The organism is Aliiglaciecola sp. 2_MG-2023 (assembly GCF_030548145.1).
Taxonomy (GTDB): domain Bacteria; phylum Pseudomonadota; class Gammaproteobacteria; order Enterobacterales; family Alteromonadaceae; genus Aliiglaciecola; species Aliiglaciecola lipolytica_A.
Genome location: NZ_JAUORY010000014.1, coordinates 56,210 through 80,965, shown reverse-complemented (window position 1 = coordinate 80,965; position 24,756 = coordinate 56,210). Strand labels below are relative to the sequence as shown.

Here is a 24,756-nt window from a genome sequence, read left to right as displayed (position 1 = left end):
ACAAAGTTTACAAAAACCTACTAGCTTTAAAGTTGAAACGATGCACGAATGTATAGATTGCGCCCATCGGTATCGTATGGAGCGTTACGGGAATATATTAAGCCTCGGTTTGCTTGATAAACCGCTTCTTGTGGATATGAGTCAAAAATATTCTCTGCCCCAAAGTTTAACGTCAGTTTTTCACTCACATTATAAGAGGCCGATAGATCAGTGAAAAACTCGCCATCAAAATCTTGGAAAACGTCTCCATCACTGTTCCCTGAATAGTCAGTCCAAGAGCCGTAGTAGCGAACTCGCGCCATCACACTAACGACGTCCATTTGATAATTTAGGCTAAGGTTCGCGGTATTTTGCGGCAGGATATTTTCGAAACGGTTACGGGTGGTGTCGTTGCCAACTAGACTTCCATTAAGTACTTCAGTTTTGTTGTGATTCAGCGCTGAGGTTACCGATAAAACACCTTGGTTTAGATCAGTGGTATAACCTATTACTACATCTATCCCTGTGGTGCGCGTATCAAAGTCATTTTGATAAAAGTTAACGCGGGTAATACTCTCGCCACCCGGTACACCTAAAGATGCAAATTGTATTCTTTCCTCATCGCTTACCGTGTAAGTAGAAGAGGTGCTCAAGCGATTATCTACATCTACTCGATAGAAATCTAATGATGAGTGAAAGCCGCTGTCATGACGATAAACTATTCCTGCGCTCAGATTGTTTGATTCTTCCGCTTCAAGGGGGGTGATTGTCACGTCTTCACGTTGTGACAATACCGCTGCCACATCACCTTCAGGTGAAAAACGTCCGGTTGTGAAAATATTTAGGGTATTGGTGTCTAGTCCTTGGGAAGTACGCTCACTAAATAGTTGCCCTGGTGTAGGCTCTTTGAATCCTGTGGATACAGTTCCTCTAAGCGCTAAGTCACTATTGATTTCATAGCGCGCAGAGAGTTTACCGGTCAATTTACCGTTGCCATATTCTGAATATTTTTCATAGCGTGTGGCTAAGCCAATCGTTAATAGTTCGCTTATTGGTAAATCTATATCCACATAAACTGATTGGCTATTTTGACTGGATTCTCCTGATTGATTTGGCGAAAATCCTGGGAAACCATTTGATCCAGACGGCAAACCCACAACTGCTCCTGGGCCTATTTCATAAGAGGCCAAATCACCGGGTTTTATTTCATAAGTTTCTTTACGATATTCTGCGCCAAATGCAATATTCGCTGCGTCATTTAACATGGATGAAGCCCATAGATAATTAAAATCGGCATTAACGTTGGTTTCGGTTTGATTTAATTCACCAATATAGAAATCGGTTGGACTTGCTGGGCCTAGCGAGGCATTAATACTATTGGACATGTTATATTCGATACGGTTTTGTCCAAAACCGACACTAAGATCCCAATCAATATCGTTAGATAAAGTGCCCTTGATTCCAAGATTAACTGAGTGGTCGCTATCTTCATGACCAAACTGGGGAGAAAAGCCGGCAGGATAGGTTTCCCTTAGATCAAAGTCAGGAAAGACATCAGTTAAATTAAAAGCGCTGGTGCTGTCTGGATTACGCCAGTTAAAATCAGTTAAGCCCTCACCTTGACCAAATGTTGCAAACAAATAAGTCATGCCGATTTGGGTGTCTAAACCTGAATTCAATGCGATTCGCCAGGTTTCTGTCTCCGGCTGTCCCCAGTTTTGTACTGGATTAGGGACTTCCACCTCAGGGTGATCTGCTGCGAACTGGATAGCGTCAGGACGTTGTCGGCTGCGGGAGGTTTTCTGCGCATCTGCATATTCAAAACTGATGGTGACAAAACCATCATTGCCTAATTCCATTCCGCCTTTAATACCTGTTCTGATATTTTCTCCGTCTCCTTCGGCATATTCAGAGTATTGAACAAAGCCTTCAAGTCCTAGGCTATCATCCAATATGATGTTAATTACCCCTGCAATCGCATCAGAGCCGTATTGGGCCGATGCACCGTCGCGTAAAACCTCAATTCGTTTAATTGCTGAAGCGGGAATTTGCGATAGGTCGGGCGCTTGTGCACCATTGCCGCCTAAAAGGGCTGAACGGTGGCGGCGTTTACCGTTGATCAAGACTAAGGTGTGATCCGCTGATAATCCACGCAAGGAGGCTGGGCGAACAAATACCTGACCATCGGCCATTGGTAACCTTTGAACTTTATAAGAAGGCACTAACTGGGCTAGGGTATCTGACAAGTCTTCTGATACTGTTCCCATAAGCTCATCTGCAGCAATTAGATCGATAGGAGCACTAGAATCAAATACGGTTTTTTCGGAAGAACGAGTTCCAGTAACAATGATACTCTCTAAGTTGTTACTCGCAGCATCATCGGGCGTTTGTTGAGCCTGACTTAAAGAGGGAAGAATGGCACTAACACTGCAAACAAAACATACAGAACGAGAAACCTTTGATAACGCAAACATAAATTAAACCCTAGAATTATTTAAATGTGAATGATGAAGGGCGCTACTGTTGCACGTTAAAATGACAAAGCGGTTAAGGAAAAATGGCAGTTTTATTTATCCTTTCCATTTGATTTTATTAGGTTTTATCTTTCGGTAAAATAAACTCTCGCAGATCAAATATCGATTACAGATTCCTTATTTTATTAAAATGTCATAAATTACCTTTACCCTAATTTTCGAATTGAAATGAATAAGCAGCCCTCATATGAACCACTCTAAATTTTCCTTAACTCGTCGTAATTTATTAACTGGAGTTGCCACAACGGCTGCTCTTTCCTCATTTGGCGTTGCTGCTGAAAAAGAATCTTCGAGGTTAATATTGCCTAAAGCAACTCATGGTTCTGCGCAAAGTTTAGCCGCTGACGAAGGGTTCTGGGCTGAGGTCGCCACTTATTATGATCGAACACAGGGAATCGTTAATCTAGAGCACGGTTATTGGGGAAAAATGGCTAAGCCAGTCATTGAGGCTTACCAACGCGCCACTAAGATGGTCAACGATCAAAACTCGTTTTACGCCCGCAAAGATTTTCCTGGTGATATCCGCCATGCCATGAGTCGAGTGGCTCATGCCCTTGGTGCCCAAGATGGTGAAATCGTTTTGACCCGCAATGCCACTGAGGCTATCCATAATCTGATTCGTCAATATCAAGGATTAAATGTTGGAGACGGGGTGTTGTTTGCAGACAGTGATTATCCTAGTTTTAAAACAACCATGAAATGGTTGGAGCAGGATCAAGGGGTGGAAAGCATAGAGGTAATCACACCGAGTCTGGCTGACCAACAACAATTATTGCAAGCCTATATTGCCGCTTTCGATAAGCACCCTAATATTAAACTGATGTTACTCACCCATGTGAGTAATCAACATGGATTAGTCTTTCCTGTGGTTGAAATTGTCGAAGAAGCTAAAAAGCGGGGAATTGATGTTATTTGTGATTGTGCACAATCGTGGGGGTTAATTGATTATAAAATCTCTGATCTAAACGTCAATTGGGCAGGATTTAATTTACATAAGTGGATAGGCTCTCCGGTAGGAGTCGGTGCTTTATACATGCAAAAAGGGACGCTGGATAAAATCGCTCCTTATCCTGGTGAGTCCGATCCGAATAACAATCGAGCTTACACCCGCGTGCATACGGCCACTGCCAATTTTGCAGCGTTTTTAACAGTGCCTGTAGCGCTGGATTTTCATCAGGCCATAGGTGGAGAAAATAAACAAGCGCGACTTAAATACTTGCGAGATTTGTGGTTTTCAGAAGCGCAGTCAATGGGACATATTGAAGTGTTAGGTGGAAAAGACAGCATGTCAGCTACCGGTATGAGCTCATTTCGAATAAAAGGTAAAACCACAATCGATGATGCCAATCAACTGCAACAAAAATTGGAGAAGGATTTTGGTATTTTTACGGTTATCCGAAAGGGCTTAGATTCTGGTGCATGTGTCCGTATTACGCCCCAAGTATTTACCAGTGCTGATGAAATTCAACAATTAGTGGAGAGTTTAAAGAAGCTAGCTTAATAGGAAAATAAAAAAGAGGCGTTGTGACATCCTAAGAGACTTAGGGTACAAGGATTTAAACGTACTTCTAATTGCTGAAAACAAGTGGGCCAGAGAGAAGCTGTACTTTCTCTCTGGCTTTTTTCATCGTGTTTACAGAATAGTTTGCAATACTTTTTGAACAACTATGTTGCTTTGTTCAGCACAGACATCATAACCATTGCAATTAAAAAAGACGGTGAAAGCAATATCGTCTTCCAATATATAAAAGGTTTCTGTTTTATAACCAGGTTCGTCTCCGCCGTGGTGGTATACAGTTTTAGCGTTGGACATTTCTTTGAAAATACCCAAACCATACTCTAGGGTGTTCGAAGCTTGTACCATACTTTCAGGTGAGGTGATTAACGCTCTCACATCGCTGGCGACAACAGAGTCCTCATCTACTATGGATTTCAGTAATAAAGAAATATCGCTGACTGAACTCACTAATGGCGCATCAGAAACCCCAATGTTTTCGTACACGGGTTTGGCATTTTCCAATACGCCGTCAATGTTGACGTATCCAGATATAATAGTGCCCAAATTTTTTTCTAAACCATTGTAGTAGGTACTATTTAATCCAAGGGGAAGAATAACCCGATTGCGCATTTCGGTATAATGATGTTCGCCCAATACTTCATCTAAAATAAGCCCTGCAAGCAAATAGCCAGTATTCGAATAATGAAAATCAGTGCCTGGCATAAAATAAGCCGGCTGATCTAGTGCAAATTGCAATGCATAGATATCGGTTTTGAGTGAGCTAGGGTCGCTCATTATTGTCGAGTACCAATGTGCTTGAGTCGCAGAGTCCAAATAGTCATAAACACCAGCGCTGTGGTTCAACAACTGACGCAACGTCATACTGCGACTATTTTCGATTCGATCTAGAATTTCATCGGGCAGCCAAGTATCGATAGTATCGTCAATATTTAAAACTCCGTCGTTATGTAACATCGCTACGAGCAACGCTGTGGCTTTTTTACCCGCGCTGCCATTGGGCATGACATGATCTATTTGCATGGGGGTTTGCTGTTGTATGTCGGCTAAGCCAGCGCTGCCGATGAAGTCTATTTCTGGTCCTTCAATGGACATTATTACGCCTGGGATACCCTGTTCGACGGCATCGTCTAGAAATTCCTGGTAATCCACCTCTTGGGCAACAGGTGGTGAAATAGTTGTGTTGTCATTGCTGCTAGAGCCACATGCGCCTAATAGCAATATGGCAGTCGCGCTAGTCAATAAATAGTTGATTTTTCGAAATGTAGTCATTGTTAGTACCTTTATGCGTTGTCTGAAAGTGAGCTTAAAAGTAACGGGTGGGAGGTGAACTAGAAGTGAAATTAAGACGGAATTATGTACTATGGCAACGTTTATTCCTTGCAAACTAGTTTAATAAGCCGCTCTGCAAACAGCCGACATTGTTTTGATTAATTTCACCCTGCTTTTACCTTGCCGTTGTAAAAATGCCCCCACTGAATCAACTATAAACAGGCATTAACAGATGAAAAAACAACTCTCAATATTAGCGTTACTTTTTATACCCACCCACCTATTCGCAAATACCTTAAGCGATGCAAACCCGGTAATGCGCAATTTAACCCTGAATGACAACGAAATACTGATTGGATTAGGGGCATCCTACGGTACAGGTTATGGGGAAAATGATGTTCAACCCTTGTTCTCACTTGCCTACGGTGTTACTGACAATTTAACCATTGGCCCAGCAGGAGTAAGGTATGCTGTTTGGCAACGCCCTGAAGCGAATACCGGTTGGGAAATTACCATTGATGGTGGCTTGATGGGGCTATATGAGTCTGCAGAATATGATGATAGTTATGCACTCGGGGGAGGACTAAGCAGTAAATACGTCATATCTAAAGACTTTTCTATTGGTGCATCGGCCCACTATTTACATTGGAATGAAGATAAGCGTGATAATAAAACTGAGTTCAGAGGCGAGTTGTCAGCAATGTGGCGGGTAAACAGTGACCTGACATTGTATGGCAGTGGTATGTATCGAGAGCTCAAAGACTTTGCCCAAGATAATGCTTACGCCCTATCGACGGGACTAATTTGGAACCCATCCAAACAAATGGATGTAATCCTTGATTTTACCTACACGGATTTCGATTCGTTGCAAAACGGTTATGACATTGACGCGCATTTTAAACGTCAATATGGCCTTAAAGTCATCTATCGCTTCTAACTAAAAGGTTGTTTAACGCAAGTTTATCATCGATGCCGTTCCCGTCGCGATCGGTGATGGACTTGCTAAACATCGTGGACATTTTTTGGCGGCGCTAGCGCCGTATCGCGCATCTTTGATAAGCAGGAAGTTGCTAGCATTAGGTCGCATATTTTAATCTAGGAGGTATTATGAAGTACCACATCAATATAATCATTTTGCTAGTCGTGTTTGGCTTGTTGTTGAGCGGCTGTTCCTTAGTGAATAGTCTTCGAATGATGCATGCCAATGACGATATTGAGCCTAATTGGCCGTGCCCAAAAAACGATCAAGTTTTACCTGCAATCTATATTGGTGAAAAACCCTATGTGCGTTTGTTAGTAAATGACTCAACAGAGCTGCTGTTTTTAATTGATACAGGGGCTTCTTTCAGCATGGTTTTTGATACACCAAAAGGGAAATCTCTACTCACTAAAAAAGGTTTTGAACTGAAAATAGCAGGCTGGGGTGAAGGCCAAGATACCCAGGCTTATCAATCTGAACTAGCTAGTTTACATATTGGCGAAGTTGAGTTTGAAAACGTCAAAGTTGCTTACATTCCTATTTCATTAAGCCCTTACTATTTGCGCGAAGATGAGGCGATTTTTGATGGTGTTTTAGGTCACGACATACTCCGACATTTTGCCTGGACCTTGGATAAACAAAAAGCCTTAATAACCGCATCTGCTGAGCCGCAAACCGTACATAAAGGCGATGCTGCTATGCCGATTTCCGTGTCATTTAGCAAGTTAAGCATTGATGCCACTGTGGAGTTTAATCAAAGCACAAAATTGCAACGAGAAGTATTGATAGATACGGGGAGCAGGCATTATTTTAAAATGAGTGCGGCCTTCCCAATTGAAAATGATATTGCGCTACCCACTAAAAAAATCATGGCTGCCGATTTTGGAATGAGTGGCATGACCGAACATCAAAGGGTTACGATTCCTGCAATACATTTTCAGTCATTACAGATAAACGGAGTAAAAACCAATCTAATCCCAAGCGATGATGAAGACGACTGGTGGGTGATTGGTAGCGCACTAATGAATCAATTTATTACCGTGATTGACTATCACAATCATCAATTCATTATGCGAGCTTATCCTCAGCATGTTTTCGCTTCACGATATAATTTAGCTGGCGTGGAGTTGCGAAAATTACAAAACGGAAATTTCGTAGTACGCTATGTCACAGCAGGACTTCCCGCTGAAGTTTCTGGATTACAAGCCGGGGATGAAATTATCAGTATCAATCAAATACCAGCGACACAGATTTCAGAACAGCAATGGATTGAACTCAATGCAACCCCCGGAAGCAGACAGATGTGTGTTAGAAACCGAGATTGTATTTCCTATGTCAGTCAACATATTTTAGGTTATTCTTCCCACATGTAAGCGTGATTAAGGAAAAGATATGAGTCGACTAAAAGATAAAGTTGCCCTGATAACCGGAGGAGCCCAAGGTATTGGATTAGCCACTGCTCAGGCTTTCGTCGACGCTGGCGCTAGGGTCTATATTGCCGATATTGAGGATGATATCGGCCGAAAGGCGGCTGAGATGCTTGGCACCAACGCGGAATACTTATCTCTGGATGTTGGTGAGGAGACCCAATGGAAAGAGACTACAGCTTTACTTTTACAAAAGCATGAATGTCTTGATATTGTTGTCAATAATGCGGGAATCACTGGGTTTACAGAGACCTCCACGCCTCAGGATCCGGAACATTTTGAGCTAGCGGCTTGGCACAGTGTGCATAAAACCAATTTAGACGGTGTTAGTTTGGGCTGCAAATATGCCATTGCCATGTTAAAAAATGCCAAGTCAGCGAGTATTGTGAATATTTCTTCTCGTTCTGGCATGGTTGGCATTCCTGGCGCAGCGGCCTATGCCAGTAGTAAAGCTGCAGTGAGAAACCATAGTAAAACAGTTGCCCTGTATTGTGCGCAACAAGGTTACCCTATTCGCTGTAATTCGGTACATCCTGGGGCAATATTAACCCCCATGTGGAATGCAATGCTAGGCGAAGGAGAGCAGCGCAAGGCCGCTATAGATATGGTCGCACAAGATATTCCATTACAAACCATGGGCACGCCGGAAGACGTTGCTTATGCGGTACTTTACCTAGCGTCTGATGAGGCTAAGTATGTGACTGGTATCGAATTGACAGTGGATGGCGGTATTTTGGCCGGTGCCACTGCAGCACCTAAAAAATCAAGCTAACAAAATTTGATAATAACTGAAACAGGCATTCACCAGTCATATAGCAGATAACAATAAAAAGCCTAATTGTGTAATCAATGAATATGTAAATTTAAACACATTTTGAATTACTTTTTAGTAAGCCACTAACCTTACCCAAGACTTGGCCGATGGTTATTTGTGCTATATTCTCGCTTCATCAATAATGATCATAAACTCAGCATTGTGGAAACTGACGAGTGAAAACTCAAATTAATTTAGCGGCAATTGCGTCTTTAACCTGCGCACTATCATTTATCTTTGGATTGACTCTAATATTGGTGTGGGTGCCTGACTTCAATGACGGACCTTCTCAGCGTCTGCAGGTGTTTACCGAGCACCCAATGTTAATGCAATTTTGGTATTTTATTGTATATATTGTTTTCGCGGTGGCCATTTTATTATTGAGCATGCAGATCACGGCTAGAGGCACACTAGAACATTCAAAAATGCATAAACTAACGATGTTAGTCAGCTATATTTGGTCTTCATATATTTTTGCCAGCGGTTTAATTGCAATCCTTTCTATTGAGTTTTTATTCAATGCTTGGTTACCCGCTAAAGGGGAAATTTCGGAAATATGGCAAGATATTTACGCCATTCAAATGGGTTTAGGTGAAGGCGTAGAGTGGGTAGGCGGGATCTGGATGTTAGTCATGACTTTAACCCTCATTGAGCAACGGCGTTTCTCTAGGGTAATTCATGGTTTAGGTTATATTACTGCCGCCTTTGGTTTATTAACCTTGATACCGAGTTTAAGTATAGTCGGCGCACTTTTTGGTGCCCTACAGGTTGTTTGGTTTGTATGTTTAAGCCTTTTACTGTTTAAACAAAATCAACCTGTGGCAATTAGTGAGGGATAACTGTCACTCGATATGAATCATCAAACTGCTCTATGGATAAATCCCAGCCCATCACATTGGCGATTCGATTAACTAAATATTGGCCGTGACCTAACCCTTGATAATAGGGTCTTTCGTCTATTTCACTCAACTCGTTTTCAAAAATTAATTTGTTGCCTTCTGCACTAATTTTCATGCCGCCTTTATAGCCGTGATAGAAACCATTATTGACTAGATTTTGGCAAAGGAGAGAAATTAAATAGTGGTTTCCAGTGACTTTCATAGAAGGAGGAATAGCAATATTGACTTGAAAACCGATGTGCGGATAAATACGGTAGATAGCTAGCACGGTTTTTTCAACAATGGGTAAAATTGCTAGGGACTTGAATTCAAGGTTTTTTTCTCTGGCTAACGCTAATAAAACTTCTACTGTTTGTTTTAATTCATTGCTAGCTTGTTCTAAAATTAAAAATTCTTCTTTATCTAAAGGCGATGTTTTACTCAGCTCCAATGTGTTTTTAATCAGTGTTATTGGGGTTCGTAATTCATGGCTTACGTCACGTGTGAAATCTTGTTCTCGTTTTAGTGCTCTTTGCAACTGTTCAAAGGTTTCAGAAAATGCTACTGCAAGATGGCCAATTTCATCTTCTCGTTCTTTTCCTTGGATTTCACAATCTTGAGTTGATCTGTGGGCGATTACGCTGTTGGTAAGAGATTGTACAGGACGGGAAATCAATGTCGCCAGATACCAAGAACTGAGGAGGGTTAAAACACTAACGCCGATTGAAATGCTAAACAAAAATAGTGGCATGACGCTCGACATATGGGAGGCAGATTCTAACTGTGTTCGATTAAGTAATAAAAACACCTGGGCATTGTTAGCCAAGGGCTGAGATAACAGAAAGCTATCGTTGGATTGATAGTGAATTTTATTGACCCCTTGATTTTGGTCGAATTGCTGTTGGATCTCTGGCGGAAGCTGACTTAGGTCGGAGTATATTGAAATATAGTTAACACTCGTGTCTGGGATAGTCTTGTACTGTTGGTAGATGGAAGCGATATGCAGACCTTCATTACGCAAAATAGTCTCTGCACTGTTCTGTTGAATAATATCGGCAAATAAAAAACTGAGTCGAATAAAAAAAAGACAAATGATTAAACTCAATCCACCAAATGCACAAAACAACTGTAGTTTCAGAGATTTAAATTTAATCATCTAAAGCCTGCAATTGGTAACCTATATTGCTTATAGTGCATAATACCGGCTTGTCTGTGACTTTTTCAAAGGATTTTCGTAAGCCGTAAATATGCGATTTTAAGGCATTGCTCTCAGGAGGTTCATCGCCCCATAAATGACGAATTAATTCGGAACGACTCACGGGGTAAGGGTATTCCTCAACTAACTTTTGTAAAATACGAAAGCCAATACCTGTAGTGGTTAATTCTAAATTGTTAAAGGTGGCTTTATGGGCTCTACTATCAATGCTCAACATGCCTTTTTGCAGCAAAGTTTCACCATGTAGTTGAGGCCTTCGCGCCAATGCCTCACAACGAAGGACGAGTTCTCTTAAATCAAAAGGTTTTGTTAAATAATCATCAGCGCCAATACCAAACCCTTTCGCTTTATCTTCGAATGCATCGCGGGCAGTTAACATTAAAATGGGAATGTTTCGGTCAGCTGTGCGTTTTATTTCATCGCAAACAACCAGACCATCTATATCTGGAAGATTGAGATCCAACACAATTAAATCAAAGTGATGTTGCAGGGCTAAATCTAACCCTTGTTTGCCAAGGGTAGCACAATCAATAATCCAGTTTTGCGCCTCTAAAAAGCCAGCAACCTGTTTCGCAATAGCTAAATTGTCTTCTATCAATAATACCGACAAATTACTTTTATTTTTTGCCATTACCAATCCTACAGGATATATCTTTGCCATATCTGCTTAAGGTAAATACTTCAATAATTCTGCAAATATGGCAAATTTTTATCAATGTTATTTGTTTCGAAACCGCATACTGACATAGACAAGGTCAAACGAGGGTAAAATTTCTGGTTAGCGTGGGTGTCTATGTAATTGCTATGGGTGTCTCAATAACGGACGCTGACATTAACATGGGTGTCTTGATAAGGAGGGGGCTCTATTCCCAGAGGATGTAGCTGACTAATTTGTATAAAGCTGCTAGTTTTAGAGTGAAAATAATACAATTTGGCATGAGCCTCGTGGCTAGTCGTCGCTAATGGAAGTGAATTAAGGATGGATTTGTGTTTAATAAAAACAACCCAAAAGAGAGCGGTGGAGAGTTACTTCACAACCACATACCTATTAAGCTCGTAACTGTCCATGGCACTGGAGCGGGCGATATCACTAGCTCAGGAGATAAGTGGTGGCAACTTGGCAGTGTGTTTATGGACGAATTACAAAAACGACTAGACCTGGATCCTAATCAAGTCGAAATAGTACCGTTTCAATGGGAAAATGGTCCTAACAGCGAAGATAAAAGGCGAGATGCAGGCTCTGCACTAGCAAAACAGTTAGCATCCTATGACGAAGCTGAGCAAGATTACTATCTAATTGGACATAGTCATGGGGGCTCGGTTATTTATAATGCCTTGTTGAAATCAGTTGACAATAAAACCCCTTTTAAACGGCTTAAAGTGTGGTGTACCGTTGGCACTCCTTTTCTAGATTACAGACCAAATACGTTTCTATTTCAACGCCTTAGAAGCATAGGATTAACTATTTACACAACGGGTATTGTGTCTTTGGTGTTGGGGTTCTGGATCATGCTTATGGCGTTATTTAAAACTGAAGTTAACCAAAATATAGTAACGCTAGGTCATGCAATGACACTTTATGGAGTGATTACTTATGCTTGCCTGTGGTTATATGAACGTCGGAGAAAAAGTTGGTTTACGAAAAAACAGAAGAAACGAGTAGAAGCGCTGTACAGTAATTTGTGGTGTGGATTGTGGCATAAAGAAGACGAAGCGATTAGCGCACTTAGTAACGTGCAAAATATAAGTGCACCGATTATTCCAAGTACATTTCTACTCCCCGTTGTTGCCAGCTTTCAATTTGGGTTAGTTATTTTGATTGGTTTGATCTTTGCTTTTGATTTGGCTTTTAATAGCGGTGACATGCTCAATTATTTTCTCACATCTGAGGATGGCTCTGAAGGTTTTAGTATTGGCGGTATTACTTTTTCAATTGCATTTGAAATTTTGCTTATTTGGATTCCCATAACATGGATTCTTACCAAACTATTGAGTGTATTCGCCCACTTATTTGGTCGCCCTTTGGCTTATATACTGAACAAAATTGTTTGGGCATCCATTCAGAAACGCGCATGGGGTGATGATTTATTGAAAGAAGATGTCCATGCAATCAGTTCGCACCCTCCTGAATTTGAGCACAAGTGTGATTTTCTTGGTGATTCAATTGCAGATCCGTTACGTCAGCACAGCGAGAAAAATGCGATTAAAACCCTACATAAAGTGCGCTTAGTGTTAGGCATGTCTGAAAATGCCGATGCCACACCAGATATTCGCACCGAATTGAGTGATAGTATCAATTGGCAGGAGTTAATACATACCTCGTATTTTGATGTCCCTGCATTTATTGATTTACTCGCGGAGTCTTTGCAACAGGCAGGGTTAGTTAATGATAATCAAGCAACCTTAGCTGACAAATGACACAGAGGATCTACTCTTGTTTGAAAATTTCCAATATACGTGATGCTGGTTGCATAGTTCAGTCATTATATTTATGCTTCTGCAGGTTAATTTTGTCACAACTAATTGAACCAAAAGGAATAATAAAAAAGTGAAATTAATTAGTGTGTTATTTGTATTGTGGTTGCCGTTTTTTGCATTTGCTCAATTTTCAGACCCATCTCCGTGGCCAGAGATCCGTAAACAGCGAATTGCCACATTGCTGCCATCAGCACTGGCAAAAGCAGAGGTTGATGCTTGGTTGGTGATTTGTCGAGAGAATAACAATGACCCGCTGGCTGACCATGTGGGTTGTGAGAATGCGGGTCAAACTGCAGTGTTTTTATTCTATAACCACAAGAATCAATTCCATTCAATGGCGTTCTCGCCGGCGGGTGAATCTACCGCCCTCAAAGATGTCAATTTATTGGATGAAGTGGTTTCAGTGGAACGAAGTGGATCGGCCATTCAAACCGCTGCGAATTTTATTATCGAAAAGAACTTTGCCAATATCGCAATTAATATGTCGACTAAAAATGCTCAAGCCGATGGAATAAGTTTCACCCAGTATCAACAATTAACCAAAGCTTTAGGCGCGAAGTTTACGCAACGTTTAACCTCAGCTGAAGAGGTCATTTATCAATGGTTGTCCATCAAGCTACCAGCGGAAATTGATATTATGCGCAAGGCTGCAGTGTTGACTGCGCAATGGCAGGTTGAGGCTTATCAGCAAGTTATACCTGGGGTCACCACCGATGCCGATGTTGCTCGTTTTCTTAAAATGAAAATGCGAGAAGCGGGTGTAACAGACGGTTGGGCGGCAGCGCAAAATCCGAATATCAATTCAGGTTCAGATCGTGGACACTCCCACCCAACCGACAAAATTATTCAGCCTGGAGATGTGATTCAAACTGATTTTGGTATTCGTGTTTACGATCGCTGGGTAACTGACATTCAACGCTTTGCTTATGTATTAAAAGACGGTGAAAGTGCTGCGCCAGCTGATATACAACGCTATTGGAAAAATGCTAAACAAGGACAAAATGCCGCGTTTACTGCAATGAAACCTGGTGTTAGAGGGATTGATGTAGATACCGCACAGCGCAAAGTGATGGAAGCCACCGGTTCTATACCATTGATGTGGAGTACCGGGCATCCAGTGGGATATGTTGCCCACGACACTGGACCTAACCTGGGTGGTTCAAGGGCTGTCAGCGTGCGACCCGCTTCTTTACGAACCTTAGCTGAAGGCATGACCTTTGCTTTTGATGGATTTTATAGCTGGTCATTAGACGATGGTCAACCTAAAACCATATCGGTTGAGGAAATGGTACAAATTACCAAAGACGGAGCTGAGTATTTAATTCCTGTGCAACAAGAACTTATATTGATTAAATCTAATTAGTATCAAGGTTCACTTTATGCAGATGCTGGAGGGATTGAGCAACCAGCATCTGCGTACATTCAATACAAGTCTTTAGATCAAATTCAAAATACACGCGATAATAACGCCAGCTAGATGCGCTTAAGTTATAGCGAATATTGGCGGCAGTCCTGACAATTTCTTGTTCCGCAGCATGGGGATAAGCTTCAGTTAGCAGCTGGGTTAATTCAGTCAGTCGTTGTTTTGCCGTGGTTGACAAAATACGTTGAAAAATCTCACCTTTTAACAAAACCAGAACCTGTCTAGGTTGGCTGTCCAGTTTAGTATAAAAATGCGAAATGTAGTCGGGCAGCTGATTTATTGTTGCTGGCAACATGGGCAACGCCAATTGCTGATAAAGCAGTGCTGTGAGTTCATTTAAAAAAGTATCTCGACTCTCAAAGTATCTAAATATTGTGCGCTCAGAAATATTTGCATGTTGAGCAACTTTCTTAAAACTAATTTCATCAACATCTAGTTCATGTGTTAAGTCACATGCCGCGTCCAAGATTAGGTTACGGGTAAATTCCATTTTTTTTTGCTGCAAAGTCGTCATCGGATCTAAGTGGTTTGTCATTTATAATGTAATCTTGACATAGGTACTGACATCTGTCTAATATTTATACTGATTAAAGTTTGTACTGGCTAATATCTAAAATAGGAGCATATCAGATGGAGTCGAGATCTATAATTAAACATGCGAGTGACGAAAACTGGTTAGCTGTTCTAGGGATGAGACTAAAGTTTTTATGCACCGCTGAAGAAACTAACGGCCGTTACTCCAGTATGCTCAATACCGTCCCTAAAGGGCTAGGCGCGCCTCCTCATTCACATCCTTGGGACGAAAGCTTCTATGTTTTACAAGGGCGAGTTGAACTGCGTTTAGGTGACACAATCACGCGAATGAATCCTGGTGACTATGCCTTGGTTCCGGCTAATCACGTGCATGGATTTACTGGTTTATCAGATGAAGAAGGGTTGCTCATTACGTTTGAATCTCCCAGTCATTCCCATTCGTTCTTTCAGGAAATTAACGATCGCGTAAAAACCATGCCTGATGATCTGTACAAAATGCCAGACATTGGTGAGCGCCATAAGGTCACCTTTGTTGAAGGGGGTTAAATAAATCTCTGTATTTGGATAACGTTTAAGTGACAAACAATAGATGAACAATAACGCATTTTACATTACAATCCGCGACTTTATTTTTCACTAGTGTTGGACTCAAATGGCAGCGATTGGTATAGATTATGGCACCTCAAATTCCGAGGTAGTTTTTTTTGATGGTAAGAAACACCAATTTATCAAACTTGACCCTGATCTTGATGCAGCTAATAAGATTCGATCCTCAGTCTTTATTTATTATGAAGACGATTTACCCTTGCCACCCATTGGAATTATTGAAGCAAAAGTCGCGCAAATTAAACGTGCGGTAAATGACCAGATTGAAAAAGCCAAGCAAAGCTACTATGAAGCTGCAGATCCAAGAGAGCAGCGGATCTATAGTGAAAAAATAGATGACTTGCGGGGCGAATTACACAACTTGCCAGCACTGCAGCGTAAGGCTATTCAACTGTTGCTGAAAGACATGACCGTGCAAGATTTATCCTTACAGCAACTCGTTGAAACAGGCAAATTCGCATTCGGTGAAGAGGGTTTTAAACGTTATTTAAAAATGCCGGAAAAGGGGCGTCTTATTTATTCACCCAAGAACTTTTTGGGAGCCACCTTGATTGCCGGTCAGCAGCAAGCATTCGTCGGCATTATAGCGAAACAATTGGAATTCTTTCGCCTAAGTGCTGAAAAACAATTACAAACTTCTGTGGATACAGCGGTTATTGGAAGACCTGTTAAGTTTCACGGTACTCGAGGCGACGCTGGAAACAATCAAGCCATTGAAATTATGACCCAAGCGGCGCAAAAAGCAGGCTTTAATCAAGTTGAATTTCTCGAAGAGCCCATTGCCGCGGCATATCAAATTGAACGAACCCTAGATAAACCAACCAATGTGCTGGTGGTGGATATTGGCGGTGGGACGACCGATGTGTGTTGCATTAAATTATCCCCTCAAAAACGCACGAACCTAGACCGTCAACAAGACGTACTTGCGGTGACAGGTACGCGCTTGGGAGGAATGGAGTGTGACAAAAACCTCATTGTAAAATCCATTGCACCGACCATGGGGCAGGATTTGTTAACCCAAAGCGGATTACCTATACCGCCTACCTATTTTTCAGATATGTGTGCCGTTGATGACATTGCGAAACTTAATCGGTTTTTCTCTGAAGATTATGGGTTAGAAATCGCACAAACCATGTCTATTACCAAAGATCCGAGATTGTTGGAAAGGTTGTTGATAGTACAAGAACAAAAATTATCAGCTAGACTTGTCAACTCCTCGCGTTTAGCAAAAGAATTGCTATCTTCTAAAGATGAAGTGACTCTGCCACTGCATTACATTGAGCCAGATTACGATGTTAATATTACTCTGACTGACTTGAATCGCTCGATGCAAACTTGGATGCGCAGAGTGAAACGTTTAGTCACTCAGTGTTTAGACAATAGCAGTGAGCCCCCTGAAATGTTGTTTATTACAGGCGGTATGAGTTTGTCACCGATTGTCAGAAAAGAACTGCAAGAAGTGATGTTACCTCACCTGCCCGTGATGGAAGGGGATGCTTTTAATTCAGTCTGTGAGGGGCTGGCAATACAAGCCAGTAAATTAGCGCAAACTAATTAATTGAGTAATGCGTGTTTATTTAGAATATTGAGCAATCTACCACCACAACTTTGTCGTGGCGGTAGATTAACCCAAGGTATCAAGGTTGCTATTAGTGCTGCAATACGATGCGGTAATGAGGTTTACCATTGCGTAATCTGTCAAGGGCCTCATTGACTTGGTCGAATGGGAAATATTCAGTTATTGGCTCAACTTTATGCAGGGCTGCAAAATCTAACATCGTTTTGATTGTCGCTGGGCTTCCAACTGGCGATGAAGATACTGAGCGCTGACCGGCCATTAATGGGAACAAGCTTAAATCTAGTGGTTCTGTTGTCGCTCCAACAAAATGCAAACGACCCTTTGGCGCTAGCGTTGCCACATAAGCATTCCAGTCAAGTTTTACATTTACCGTCGATATAATTAAGTCAAAGCTGCCTGCTGCTGCTTTTAACTCTTTTTGTGAACTGCTATTGAGCACTTTGTGTGCGCCCAGTTTTATTAGCTCGTCTTGTTCTTTAGTATTGCGAGTAAAGGCTGTCACTTCGCATCCCCAAGCATTCAGAAATTGCAAAGCTAAATGACCCAGTCCACCAATGCCTATCACCGCAACTTTGTCTGTTGGTTTGATATCGAATTGTAATAAAGGATTAAATACCGTGATGCCACCACAAAACAATGGCCCGGCGCTTTTTGGATTAATATTATCTGGCAGCGCCACAACTGCACTTGCTTGAGCGCGCACACGATCAGCAAATCCGCCATGTCGACCACCTAATGTCAGTTCAGCCGATGAACATAGGTTATGGTCGCCAGACTGACAGGTTCTGCAAGTATTGCAATAACCTGATTGCCAACCTAGACCAACCCGTTGACCTACTTTCAATGAGCTAACGTTTTCACCTACAGCGTTAATAATTCCAACAACTTCGTGTCCAGGAACGAAAGGATATTGGGTAAAGCCCCACTCATTGTCTAACATGCTTAGGTCACTGTGGCAGATACCGCAAGACTCAACGGTAATATCCACGTCATCGTGCTTCAAAGGACCTGGATCGTATTCAAACTTTTCTAATTTGTCTCCAGCGGCATTAGCTGCATACGCTTTAATCATTTTAATTCCTCGCATTTAAGTGGTTATTGCCTAGTAAACGGCATCGATGAGACTATTTTATGGATTTATTAAGAAGTGACAATCCATTGAAAAGAAACTCTGAGTTTCCAATATGGAAACAATGTTGTAAAATCTTCGAAAATAAAATTCCTAAATCAGTTGATTAAGCTTTGAAGATATCTAAATGACGAATAATCAGGTAATCGATTTAAAACTGTTACGACATTTTGTGGTAACTGCGGAAACGCTGAGTTACACCGAAGCGGCTAATATACTTAACGTAACCAAGTCTAAGTTGAGTAAGGATATTGCTAAACTCGAAGGGGAGTTGGGCAGTAAAGTGTTTGAGCGCTCTTCTCGCGTTGTGCGTTTATCTGAAACTGGGAAAATTCTTTATAGCCGCGCTCTGGTGCTGTTAGAAGACTCAAATCATCTGTTAAATGATATCAAAACACTGAATAGTAGTGTGTCAGGAAAGCTAAGTTTAGCTGCACCTCCGGCTTTGGGAAGGGTATTAAGCAATAGTCTTTTGCCTAACTTTTTGAAAGATTGGCCTCAAGTTAGCCTAAGCCTTAAACTTTCTTACGAATATGAAAATTTATTTAAGGAAGGCTTAGATTTGGCATTTCGGATGGGCAAGAATCAAGATGAAAACCTGATTCAACGGCAAATCGGTAAAGCAAATAGAGTATTAGTAGCCTCGCCTAATTATCTTAAACACCATGCAATCAAAACCGTTAAAGACTTAACGTCGTGTAGAAGTGTTCAATTTTTTGAACCAACACAAAACACATGGACACTGCAAAATGGTGAAAAAACTGAATATGCATCCGTTCCTGTGGCATTTCAATGTGCTGATTTTGTAGCGGTTTTAAACTGTGTGAAAAATCACTTAGGGATTGCTCAGTTGCCTTGGTTTTTAGTTCGTGATGGGATTAAGTCTGGTGAATTACGGCAGGTTTTGCCTGCATGGGTAAGTCCCAGTTTACCCATTTATATGGTTTATCGACAAGGTTTTAACAAACCCAATAAGCTCGCCGAGTTCCTAAGTTACATTGAAGCTCATAAATCCATGTTTGATTTAGAATTTATGAGCTCATGAGACAGGAAAAAATACGCTTTTAGCTTGCACTTATAAATTTAGCAACAGCATTGGCTAACGATGGGAATGCGATTGCACTGACATCAACATCTTCTATTGCTATCCATTTAGCTTCCAGTATTTCAGTTTTTTCTAAGTGTATCTTCGGTTTTTCGTTTAGCTCACAAACAAACGCGCTATCTATGGTGTTGTAATTGATATTTTTATAAAGATATTGATTCGGAAAAGAGCATAAATACTGCCACTGTGACGGAGCAATAGATACATTTAACTCCTCCATTAATTCTCTACTTAATGCTTGTTCTAAAGTTTCATGGAAATCCACAAAACCACCCGGTAGATCGAGTTTTCCTTTACAGGGATGCTTAGCACGAACTGTAAAAAGTAACTCGTTGTGGCAACTTATAATTGCGCCAACGCCACCGGCGGTGTTATGAAAATAAACAAAGTCACAGTTGGCACATTTCCAGTATCGCTGACTTACAAAACTAATCTCGGTACTTTTACATTGAGGGCAATGTTTAAACATGTTCTGGCTTTTTCGTTGTTGAATGTATTTATTGCCGATTTTACACAAAATGTGGCGACAAGGTGGAACTCATACGCCGTTTCGTTTGTATATTCGAATCAACATTATTTACTTGCGATAGCCGACTGTTTTGTTGTTGAGAGGTTTATTCATAGGCCTGTAATGGTAGAATTTTACCTTCACTATCGTGTATTAATTCTGACATTTTTACACAGCGTAAATGGGTTTGGCCGCCTGATAAGGTACTGTCATGATAAAACAAAAACCACTTGTTGTTGTATTGCACTATGGAGTGATGATTGGTCCAACCCAATACAGGGTTGAGAATGACCCCTTGATAAGTAAATGGGCCGTAAGGGCTCTTTCCGGTGGCATAAACTATTTTATGGGTGTCGCCTGTTGAATAAGAAAAGTAATACTGCTGATTATGTTTGTGTAACCATGATGCTTCAAAAAAACGTCGTTGGTTATCGCCAGCGCGCAGTAGTTTGCCGTTTTCATCATAAATAAGTATATCCTTGGGCGATTCAGCAAGGGATAACATGTCGTCAGATAATTTGGCGACTAACGGAGCGTAAGCAGGTTGATCATCGGCAGGGTAGATATCCCTTGGATGGAATTGACCATCTCGCCAGTTTTGTAGTTGTCCTCCCCAAATTCCTCCCCAATACAAATAGTAACTACCATCGTCATCTGCAAACACCGCAGGGTCGATACTGTATGTGCCTTCAATGTAATTATCTTGCGCCGTGAAAGGGCCTGTTGGACTGTCACTAACGGCAACACCAATACGAAAAATACCGTCGTACGCACGAGCCGGAAAATAAAAATAATAGCGCCCATTTTTTCTGGTTGCATCAGGTGCCCACATTTGCATTTGAGCCCAAGGCACATCCTCAACACTCAAGGCAACACCATGATCTGTCGCCTCAAAGGTATCGCTATCTAACGACAATACATGGTAGTCCCGCATAGCAAATTGTTCACCGTTATCATTTATCTCAGCGTCGGTTTGAATGTCGTGGGAGGGATAGATATAAATTTTACCATCGAATACATGGGCAGAAGGATCTGCGGTATAAATATGCTCTACTAATGGTCGGTGTTTCGGCTGTAAAGATTGTGCGCGAGCCAAATCTTGTTGCTGTTTGCTCTGCGCGTCACTCAATTCAATTTCGAGTGGACTGAGAGGCTGCTCATTGTGGTTGCTCATGAAGGCTCCAAATAGCGATACATATTCGTTTTCGATTGTATGTTGAATGACCCCGAACCGGCTATTTGACTAGCCTCGGGATAGTTTGAGATCAGCTTCGATACGCTGTTCCATCTTCTTGTTTATCTCATAGAAAAATAGGCATCCACAGCCGAGTAAGAAAGGTATGGCGGCATAGATACTCACTGCAGTTTTAATTCCATTAATTGTGTCTGGAGCTTGTACCACCAAGTCTGCGTTGTAGTGATAATAGGCCAAGATGCCTGCCACTAACGAACCGCCTATTGCCAGCCCAGCCTTGAGACCAAATAACATAGCTGAAAAGACAATTGCCGTAGCTCGACGATTATTTTTCCATTCAGAGTAATCGGCCACATCGGCAATCATTGCCCATAAAATTGGGGTGGTAATGCCGTAGAAAAAACCATGAAAAATTTGCGAGCCAAACATCAAGGCGATAGATTCTGGCGAGTAAAAATAGAAAAACAGCACGAACAACGTGGATAAAAACAATGCACAACCAAATACATCGCGTTTGCCAAATCTGTCTGCTAGTGGCTTAGAAAAACCAATTCCAATTATCATAAAAATGATGCCACAGGCGTTAAAAATACTGTTGCCTGATATTGCCGTGTCCTTAGGCCATTGGAACTCAGCCAATCCGGCATTGGTTAATAAGCTGTTTAGCCCTGCAATGAGATTGTTAAAACCGATATTCTGGTGAAATTGAGCAAGGTGGGCTTCGTCGACATAATTTTGGAAATAATAGATATACATGCCGCCTTTAAGGGCAAGGGTAATAAAAACAAGAATAGTGAGTATCAACATAATCACCCAAGGTTTGTTTTTTAATAGATCAACAATGTCTTGTTTTATCGATGATTTTTGTTCGACTTTGGTGATGACCCTTTCTTTTGTGGTGATAAAGGTGATGAGGAAAAACACGATTCCCACAATTGAAAATATCATCATGGTATTTTCAAATCCCACCGCTTTGTCACCATCACCAAGAATAAGTACTAAAGGCAGTAACAAAACCTGAATAATAAATTGCGCGATCATAACTGCAACAAAGCGATAAGCTGACATACTATTGCGCTGTTTCATGTTGCCAGTAATGACGCCACTTAGTGCAGAATAAGGCAAGTTATTAGCGGAATAGACTAGTACTAAGGCGATGTAGGTAATAAACGCATATAACACCTTACCTTCGGGCGCAAAGTCAGGAGTTGTAAAAGCCAATAAGGCTAAGGTTCCAAAAGGGATGGATGTCCATAATATCCAAGGTCGATAACGGCCCCAGCGGGTTTGGGTTCTATCGGCAATAATTCCCATAACCGGACTGAAAAATGCGCCAATCATGCCGCCAGTGAAAATGATCATGGTTGCTGTTTGTGCTGGAATTTTGTAAACGTCGGTATAGAAAAAAGCAATAAAGGTAACAAAAGTTTGAAATATCAGATTGGCAGCTAAGTCACCTAGGCTGTATCCAACTTTCTCTACTACCGATAATTTGTCAGCAATAGGTGCTTTGTTTAACGAGTCTTCTGTTAGGTCGATATTATTCATATTTTTATAATTCTTTTAGTTACCGCTTAACTATGGAAAGTAACAGGTAAATCAGTACCTATCTAGCGAACAACTTAAAACACTAAGGCGAGATTAAAAAAAGTAAAAGATGTAATTAAAAAGTTAAAGAGAAATGAGGTGGGAAGCTCACAGGTCTGGATAAATTAGCACTGGGAGCTTGGTTAGCACTTTTAATGTTGTTAACGATGAGTTGATTTTGCGCAAGTAATAACAGATTGTTGACGGTTATAAAGAGCCTGCTGCTTAGGGATTTAAGCCTGCAGGCTAGGGTAAGTTTTACAGTTGTTTTGTACGAAATAATCTAATTATTGCCAATGGAGTAATGATTAATAACCAGAATAAACTGCCGCCTTGGCGCTCAACTTCCGCTTCTAGTGCATCACAATTATCTATAGAGCCGCCTGAAATTGGTTCTAATTTTACCGCCACATAATGGGTGGTTTCAATTTCAGCGCCATAATCATCATAGATAATCTCGCCAGATAGATTGCGACTCGCCTCTGTTACTGTGGCTGTGGCAACAATGGTATTGTCATCGTTGATGCCGTGAACTTCTACGATGTTGTACTCGCTATTACATTCAAGCAAAGTATTTATCTCATTGAAAAGGTCATTTCGATAATCGTATAGAAAAGCGCCGGTACGACTTGTACCCGAAGTGGTGAGTTCCGAATCTCCGTATCCGATAATCATATTTTGATTATTGATATCAGTAGCATAGCTATTGGCAGTCGTATAAAAATCATCTGGGTATTCGGTGACGTCAGCATCCACATCGTGAACAAAAAACTTATTGACTAAACTGCCTTGAACTAACTTTGAAGCATAACCTACCACTATGTTGTCATTATTAATTGCCGTAGCAGAACTGGAATAAACGCTCTCATCTTGGTTAATTGTAGTGACTTCATCATCTATATAAATAGCCGCCGATGTAATAAGGGTTGTGGTATCTAAGTAGTAATCAGGGGATTCTCCCACAGCAACCCCATAATCATTGATTGCTACCGCTGTGCTGCTATATACGGTTTCATCACTGCTATCGGGTTCGATTAGCATGGGTAAAACATAAGTGTCAGTTACGCTCCCGCGTCCATCTACTTGCCATATAATTCCTCGGCGTTGTGATATTGTGGTGACGCTGCTGTTCAGTTCAATGCTCAAGCTGCGTAAACAGGATTCTTCTGGCACATCAGCACGTACTTCATCATCTGCACAGTCTTCTACACTTTGCGCAAACTCATCTGATACCAACTCAGTGGTTCCATAGCCAACAACTTGGTTACTATCATTTATGTCGAAGGCGTAACTTAGACCGCCAGCCGTGGTGTCAGGAGGAGGCAGGGCAACTGTATCGCCATCAATATAGGCAAAACCTCTGACATAAAAGTCATTTAGTACATAGGTAACATCGTCAATATCTTCATTGATATAATCGAGGGTGTAAAATCCGTCAAAACCGTATCCTACGGCATAACCAAAGTCGTTAATCCCTTGCAGATCGACAAAGGTACTATTGCTATAGTCATCAGTGGAGGAATCAACACTGTCAAATCCGTGTAACTCTTGACTGTCTGACTCGGTGGCTATAAAGCCGTTTTGTGTGGAAATTTGTTGGTATAACTGGTTCTCAGCGAAAGATTGAATATAGCTATATAGAAATGCGTAGTCATCATCATTGAAATCACCTACTTTTGCTGATTCTACGTCTGTCAAATAACTAGACAATGAATCGAAGTCGAGTAGCGATATGTCTATCGGTGGATTATATTTAGTCACGAGATTGACGGTGACCTCACCAATACTGTTAATGTCCGTGGGAGACGAATTCTCTCCTAATTCGGCTACTGGTAATTCTACTACTTTGTATTGCGCCCCATAGACCTTAAAACCCAATAATAAGGAGCAAGACAGCGCTAGTACAAGTCGGATTGTTTTCATTGAATTTCCTGTTTACTGCTTTTTAGCTACGCTCACATGCAGATTTCACGCATCTCTTATGGCAGGCACAATTA

20 protein-coding genes are annotated in these 24,756 nt (G+C 41.3%); 10 read left to right on the top strand and 10 right to left on the bottom strand.

Annotated features, from left to right (window positions below):
* Positions 1 to 26 precede the first annotated feature (26 nt).
* On the bottom strand, positions 27 to 2,453 hold the full coding sequence (locus Q4567_RS14500; protein WP_303500854.1) for a TonB-dependent siderophore receptor: 2,427 nt from the start codon (positions 2,451 to 2,453) through the stop codon (positions 27 to 29).
* Between the two features lie 247 nt (positions 2,454 to 2,700).
* On the opposite strand from Q4567_RS14500, the gene Q4567_RS14495 reads away from it, so the two are divergent.
* Positions 2,701 to 4,014, top strand: coding sequence for an aminotransferase class V-fold PLP-dependent enzyme (locus tag Q4567_RS14495; protein WP_303500853.1), 1,314 nt, complete (start codon positions 2,701 to 2,703; stop codon positions 4,012 to 4,014).
* A gap of 132 nt (positions 4,015 to 4,146) precedes the next feature.
* Here Q4567_RS14495 and Q4567_RS14490 read toward each other — a convergent pair whose 3' ends face one another.
* Positions 4,147 to 5,301 (bottom strand): serine hydrolase, encoded by a 1,155-nt coding sequence (locus Q4567_RS14490; protein ID WP_216047127.1) that lies wholly within the window; start codon positions 5,299 to 5,301, stop codon positions 4,147 to 4,149.
* A 232-nt stretch (positions 5,302 to 5,533) separates the two neighbouring features.
* Here Q4567_RS14490 and Q4567_RS14485 point away from each other — a divergent pair, with 232 nt between their 5' ends.
* The 4 genes from Q4567_RS14485 (at position 5,534) to Q4567_RS14470 (ending at position 9,360) form a co-directional block, all read left to right on the top strand.
* Complete coding sequence (locus tag Q4567_RS14485; RefSeq protein WP_303500851.1) at positions 5,534 to 6,238, top strand: hypothetical protein; 705 nt, start codon at positions 5,534 to 5,536, stop codon at positions 6,236 to 6,238.
* A 170-nt stretch (positions 6,239 to 6,408) separates the two neighbouring features.
* Positions 6,409 to 7,653: an aspartyl protease family protein gene (locus tag Q4567_RS14480; RefSeq protein ID WP_216047125.1), complete on the top strand. Its 1,245-nt coding sequence runs from the start codon at positions 6,409 to 6,411 to the stop codon at positions 7,651 to 7,653.
* Positions 7,654 to 7,672: 19 nt separating this feature from the next.
* Positions 7,673 to 8,479 (top strand): SDR family oxidoreductase, encoded by an 807-nt coding sequence (locus Q4567_RS14475; protein ID WP_303500850.1) that lies wholly within the window; start codon positions 7,673 to 7,675, stop codon positions 8,477 to 8,479.
* A 218-nt stretch (positions 8,480 to 8,697) separates the two neighbouring features.
* Positions 8,698 to 9,360, top strand: a complete 663-nt coding sequence (locus Q4567_RS14470; RefSeq protein ID WP_216047123.1) for a hypothetical protein — start codon at positions 8,698 to 8,700, stop codon at positions 9,358 to 9,360.
* On the opposite strand, the gene Q4567_RS14465 is transcribed toward Q4567_RS14470, so the two are convergent.
* Positions 9,347 to 10,555 carry a histidine kinase dimerization/phospho-acceptor domain-containing protein gene (locus tag Q4567_RS14465; protein WP_303500846.1) on the bottom strand — a complete coding sequence of 403 codons (1,209 nt, stop codon included), beginning with the start codon at positions 10,553 to 10,555 and terminating at the stop codon, positions 9,347 to 9,349. The two genes, Q4567_RS14470 and Q4567_RS14465, sit on opposite strands and share 14 nt — an antisense overlap.
* Entirely contained in the window at positions 10,548 to 11,246 is a 699-nt protein-coding gene (locus Q4567_RS14460) for a response regulator transcription factor (RefSeq protein WP_216047121.1), read from the bottom strand. The genes Q4567_RS14465 and Q4567_RS14460 overlap by 8 nt, the downstream gene beginning before the upstream one ends.
* Before the next feature lie 356 nt (positions 11,247 to 11,602).
* Here Q4567_RS14460 and Q4567_RS14455 point away from each other — a divergent pair, with 356 nt between their 5' ends.
* Together Q4567_RS14455 and Q4567_RS14450 are read left to right on the top strand one after the other, a co-directional pair.
* A complete protein-coding gene (locus tag Q4567_RS14455; RefSeq protein ID WP_303476657.1) occupies positions 11,603 to 13,033 on the top strand; it encodes a hypothetical protein in 1,431 nt (476 codons plus the stop codon).
* A gap of 130 nt (positions 13,034 to 13,163) precedes the next feature.
* Positions 13,164 to 14,456 (top strand): Xaa-Pro peptidase family protein, encoded by a 1,293-nt coding sequence (locus Q4567_RS14450; RefSeq protein WP_216047119.1) that lies wholly within the window; start codon positions 13,164 to 13,166, stop codon positions 14,454 to 14,456.
* On the opposite strand, the gene Q4567_RS14445 is transcribed toward Q4567_RS14450, so the two are convergent.
* Positions 14,449 to 15,051 carry a TetR/AcrR family transcriptional regulator gene (locus Q4567_RS14445; protein ID WP_303500845.1) on the bottom strand — a complete coding sequence of 201 codons (603 nt, stop codon included), beginning with the start codon at positions 15,049 to 15,051 and terminating at the stop codon, positions 14,449 to 14,451. The two genes, Q4567_RS14450 and Q4567_RS14445, sit on opposite strands and share 8 nt — an antisense overlap.
* A 95-nt stretch (positions 15,052 to 15,146) precedes the next feature.
* Here Q4567_RS14445 and Q4567_RS14440 point away from each other — a divergent pair, with 95 nt between their 5' ends.
* Together Q4567_RS14440 and Q4567_RS14435 are read left to right on the top strand one after the other, a co-directional pair.
* The gene (locus Q4567_RS14440; protein ID WP_216047118.1) at positions 15,147 to 15,596 is read left to right on the top strand and encodes a cupin domain-containing protein; all 450 of its coding nucleotides are present in this window, start codon (positions 15,147 to 15,149) and stop codon (positions 15,594 to 15,596) included.
* A gap of 106 nt (positions 15,597 to 15,702) precedes the next feature.
* Positions 15,703 to 17,214 carry an Hsp70 family protein gene (locus tag Q4567_RS14435; protein ID WP_303500843.1) on the top strand — a complete coding sequence of 504 codons (1,512 nt, stop codon included), beginning with the start codon at positions 15,703 to 15,705 and terminating at the stop codon, positions 17,212 to 17,214.
* A 91-nt stretch (positions 17,215 to 17,305) separates the two neighbouring features.
* Here the strand turns inward: Q4567_RS14435 and Q4567_RS14430 are convergent, their stop codons facing one another.
* On the bottom strand, positions 17,306 to 18,307 hold the full coding sequence (locus Q4567_RS14430; protein WP_216047116.1) for an NAD(P)-dependent alcohol dehydrogenase: 1,002 nt from the start codon (positions 18,305 to 18,307) through the stop codon (positions 17,306 to 17,308).
* 184 nt (positions 18,308 to 18,491) lie between these two features.
* Between Q4567_RS14430 and Q4567_RS14425 the strand changes: the two genes are divergently transcribed.
* Positions 18,492 to 19,409: a LysR family transcriptional regulator gene (locus Q4567_RS14425; protein WP_303500842.1), complete on the top strand. Its 918-nt coding sequence runs from the start codon at positions 18,492 to 18,494 to the stop codon at positions 19,407 to 19,409.
* Between the two features lie 19 nt (positions 19,410 to 19,428).
* Here Q4567_RS14425 and Q4567_RS14420 read toward each other — a convergent pair whose 3' ends face one another.
* From Q4567_RS14420 to Q4567_RS14405, 4 genes are all read right to left on the bottom strand, one after another.
* Positions 19,429 to 19,938, bottom strand: coding sequence for an NUDIX domain-containing protein (locus Q4567_RS14420; RefSeq protein WP_216047114.1), 510 nt, complete (start codon positions 19,936 to 19,938; stop codon positions 19,429 to 19,431).
* 145 nt (positions 19,939 to 20,083) lie between these two features.
* Positions 20,084 to 21,151 (bottom strand): glycoside hydrolase family 43 protein, encoded by a 1,068-nt coding sequence (locus tag Q4567_RS14415; RefSeq protein ID WP_303500841.1) that lies wholly within the window; start codon positions 21,149 to 21,151, stop codon positions 20,084 to 20,086.
* A 69-nt stretch (positions 21,152 to 21,220) separates the two neighbouring features.
* Positions 21,221 to 22,720, bottom strand: a complete 1,500-nt coding sequence (locus tag Q4567_RS14410; protein ID WP_216047112.1) for an MFS transporter — start codon at positions 22,718 to 22,720, stop codon at positions 21,221 to 21,223.
* Between the two features lie 297 nt (positions 22,721 to 23,017).
* Positions 23,018 to 24,682 carry a DUF3466 family protein gene (locus Q4567_RS14405; RefSeq protein WP_303500840.1) on the bottom strand — a complete coding sequence of 555 codons (1,665 nt, stop codon included), beginning with the start codon at positions 24,680 to 24,682 and terminating at the stop codon, positions 23,018 to 23,020.
* Between the last annotated feature and the right edge of the window lie 74 nt (positions 24,683 to 24,756).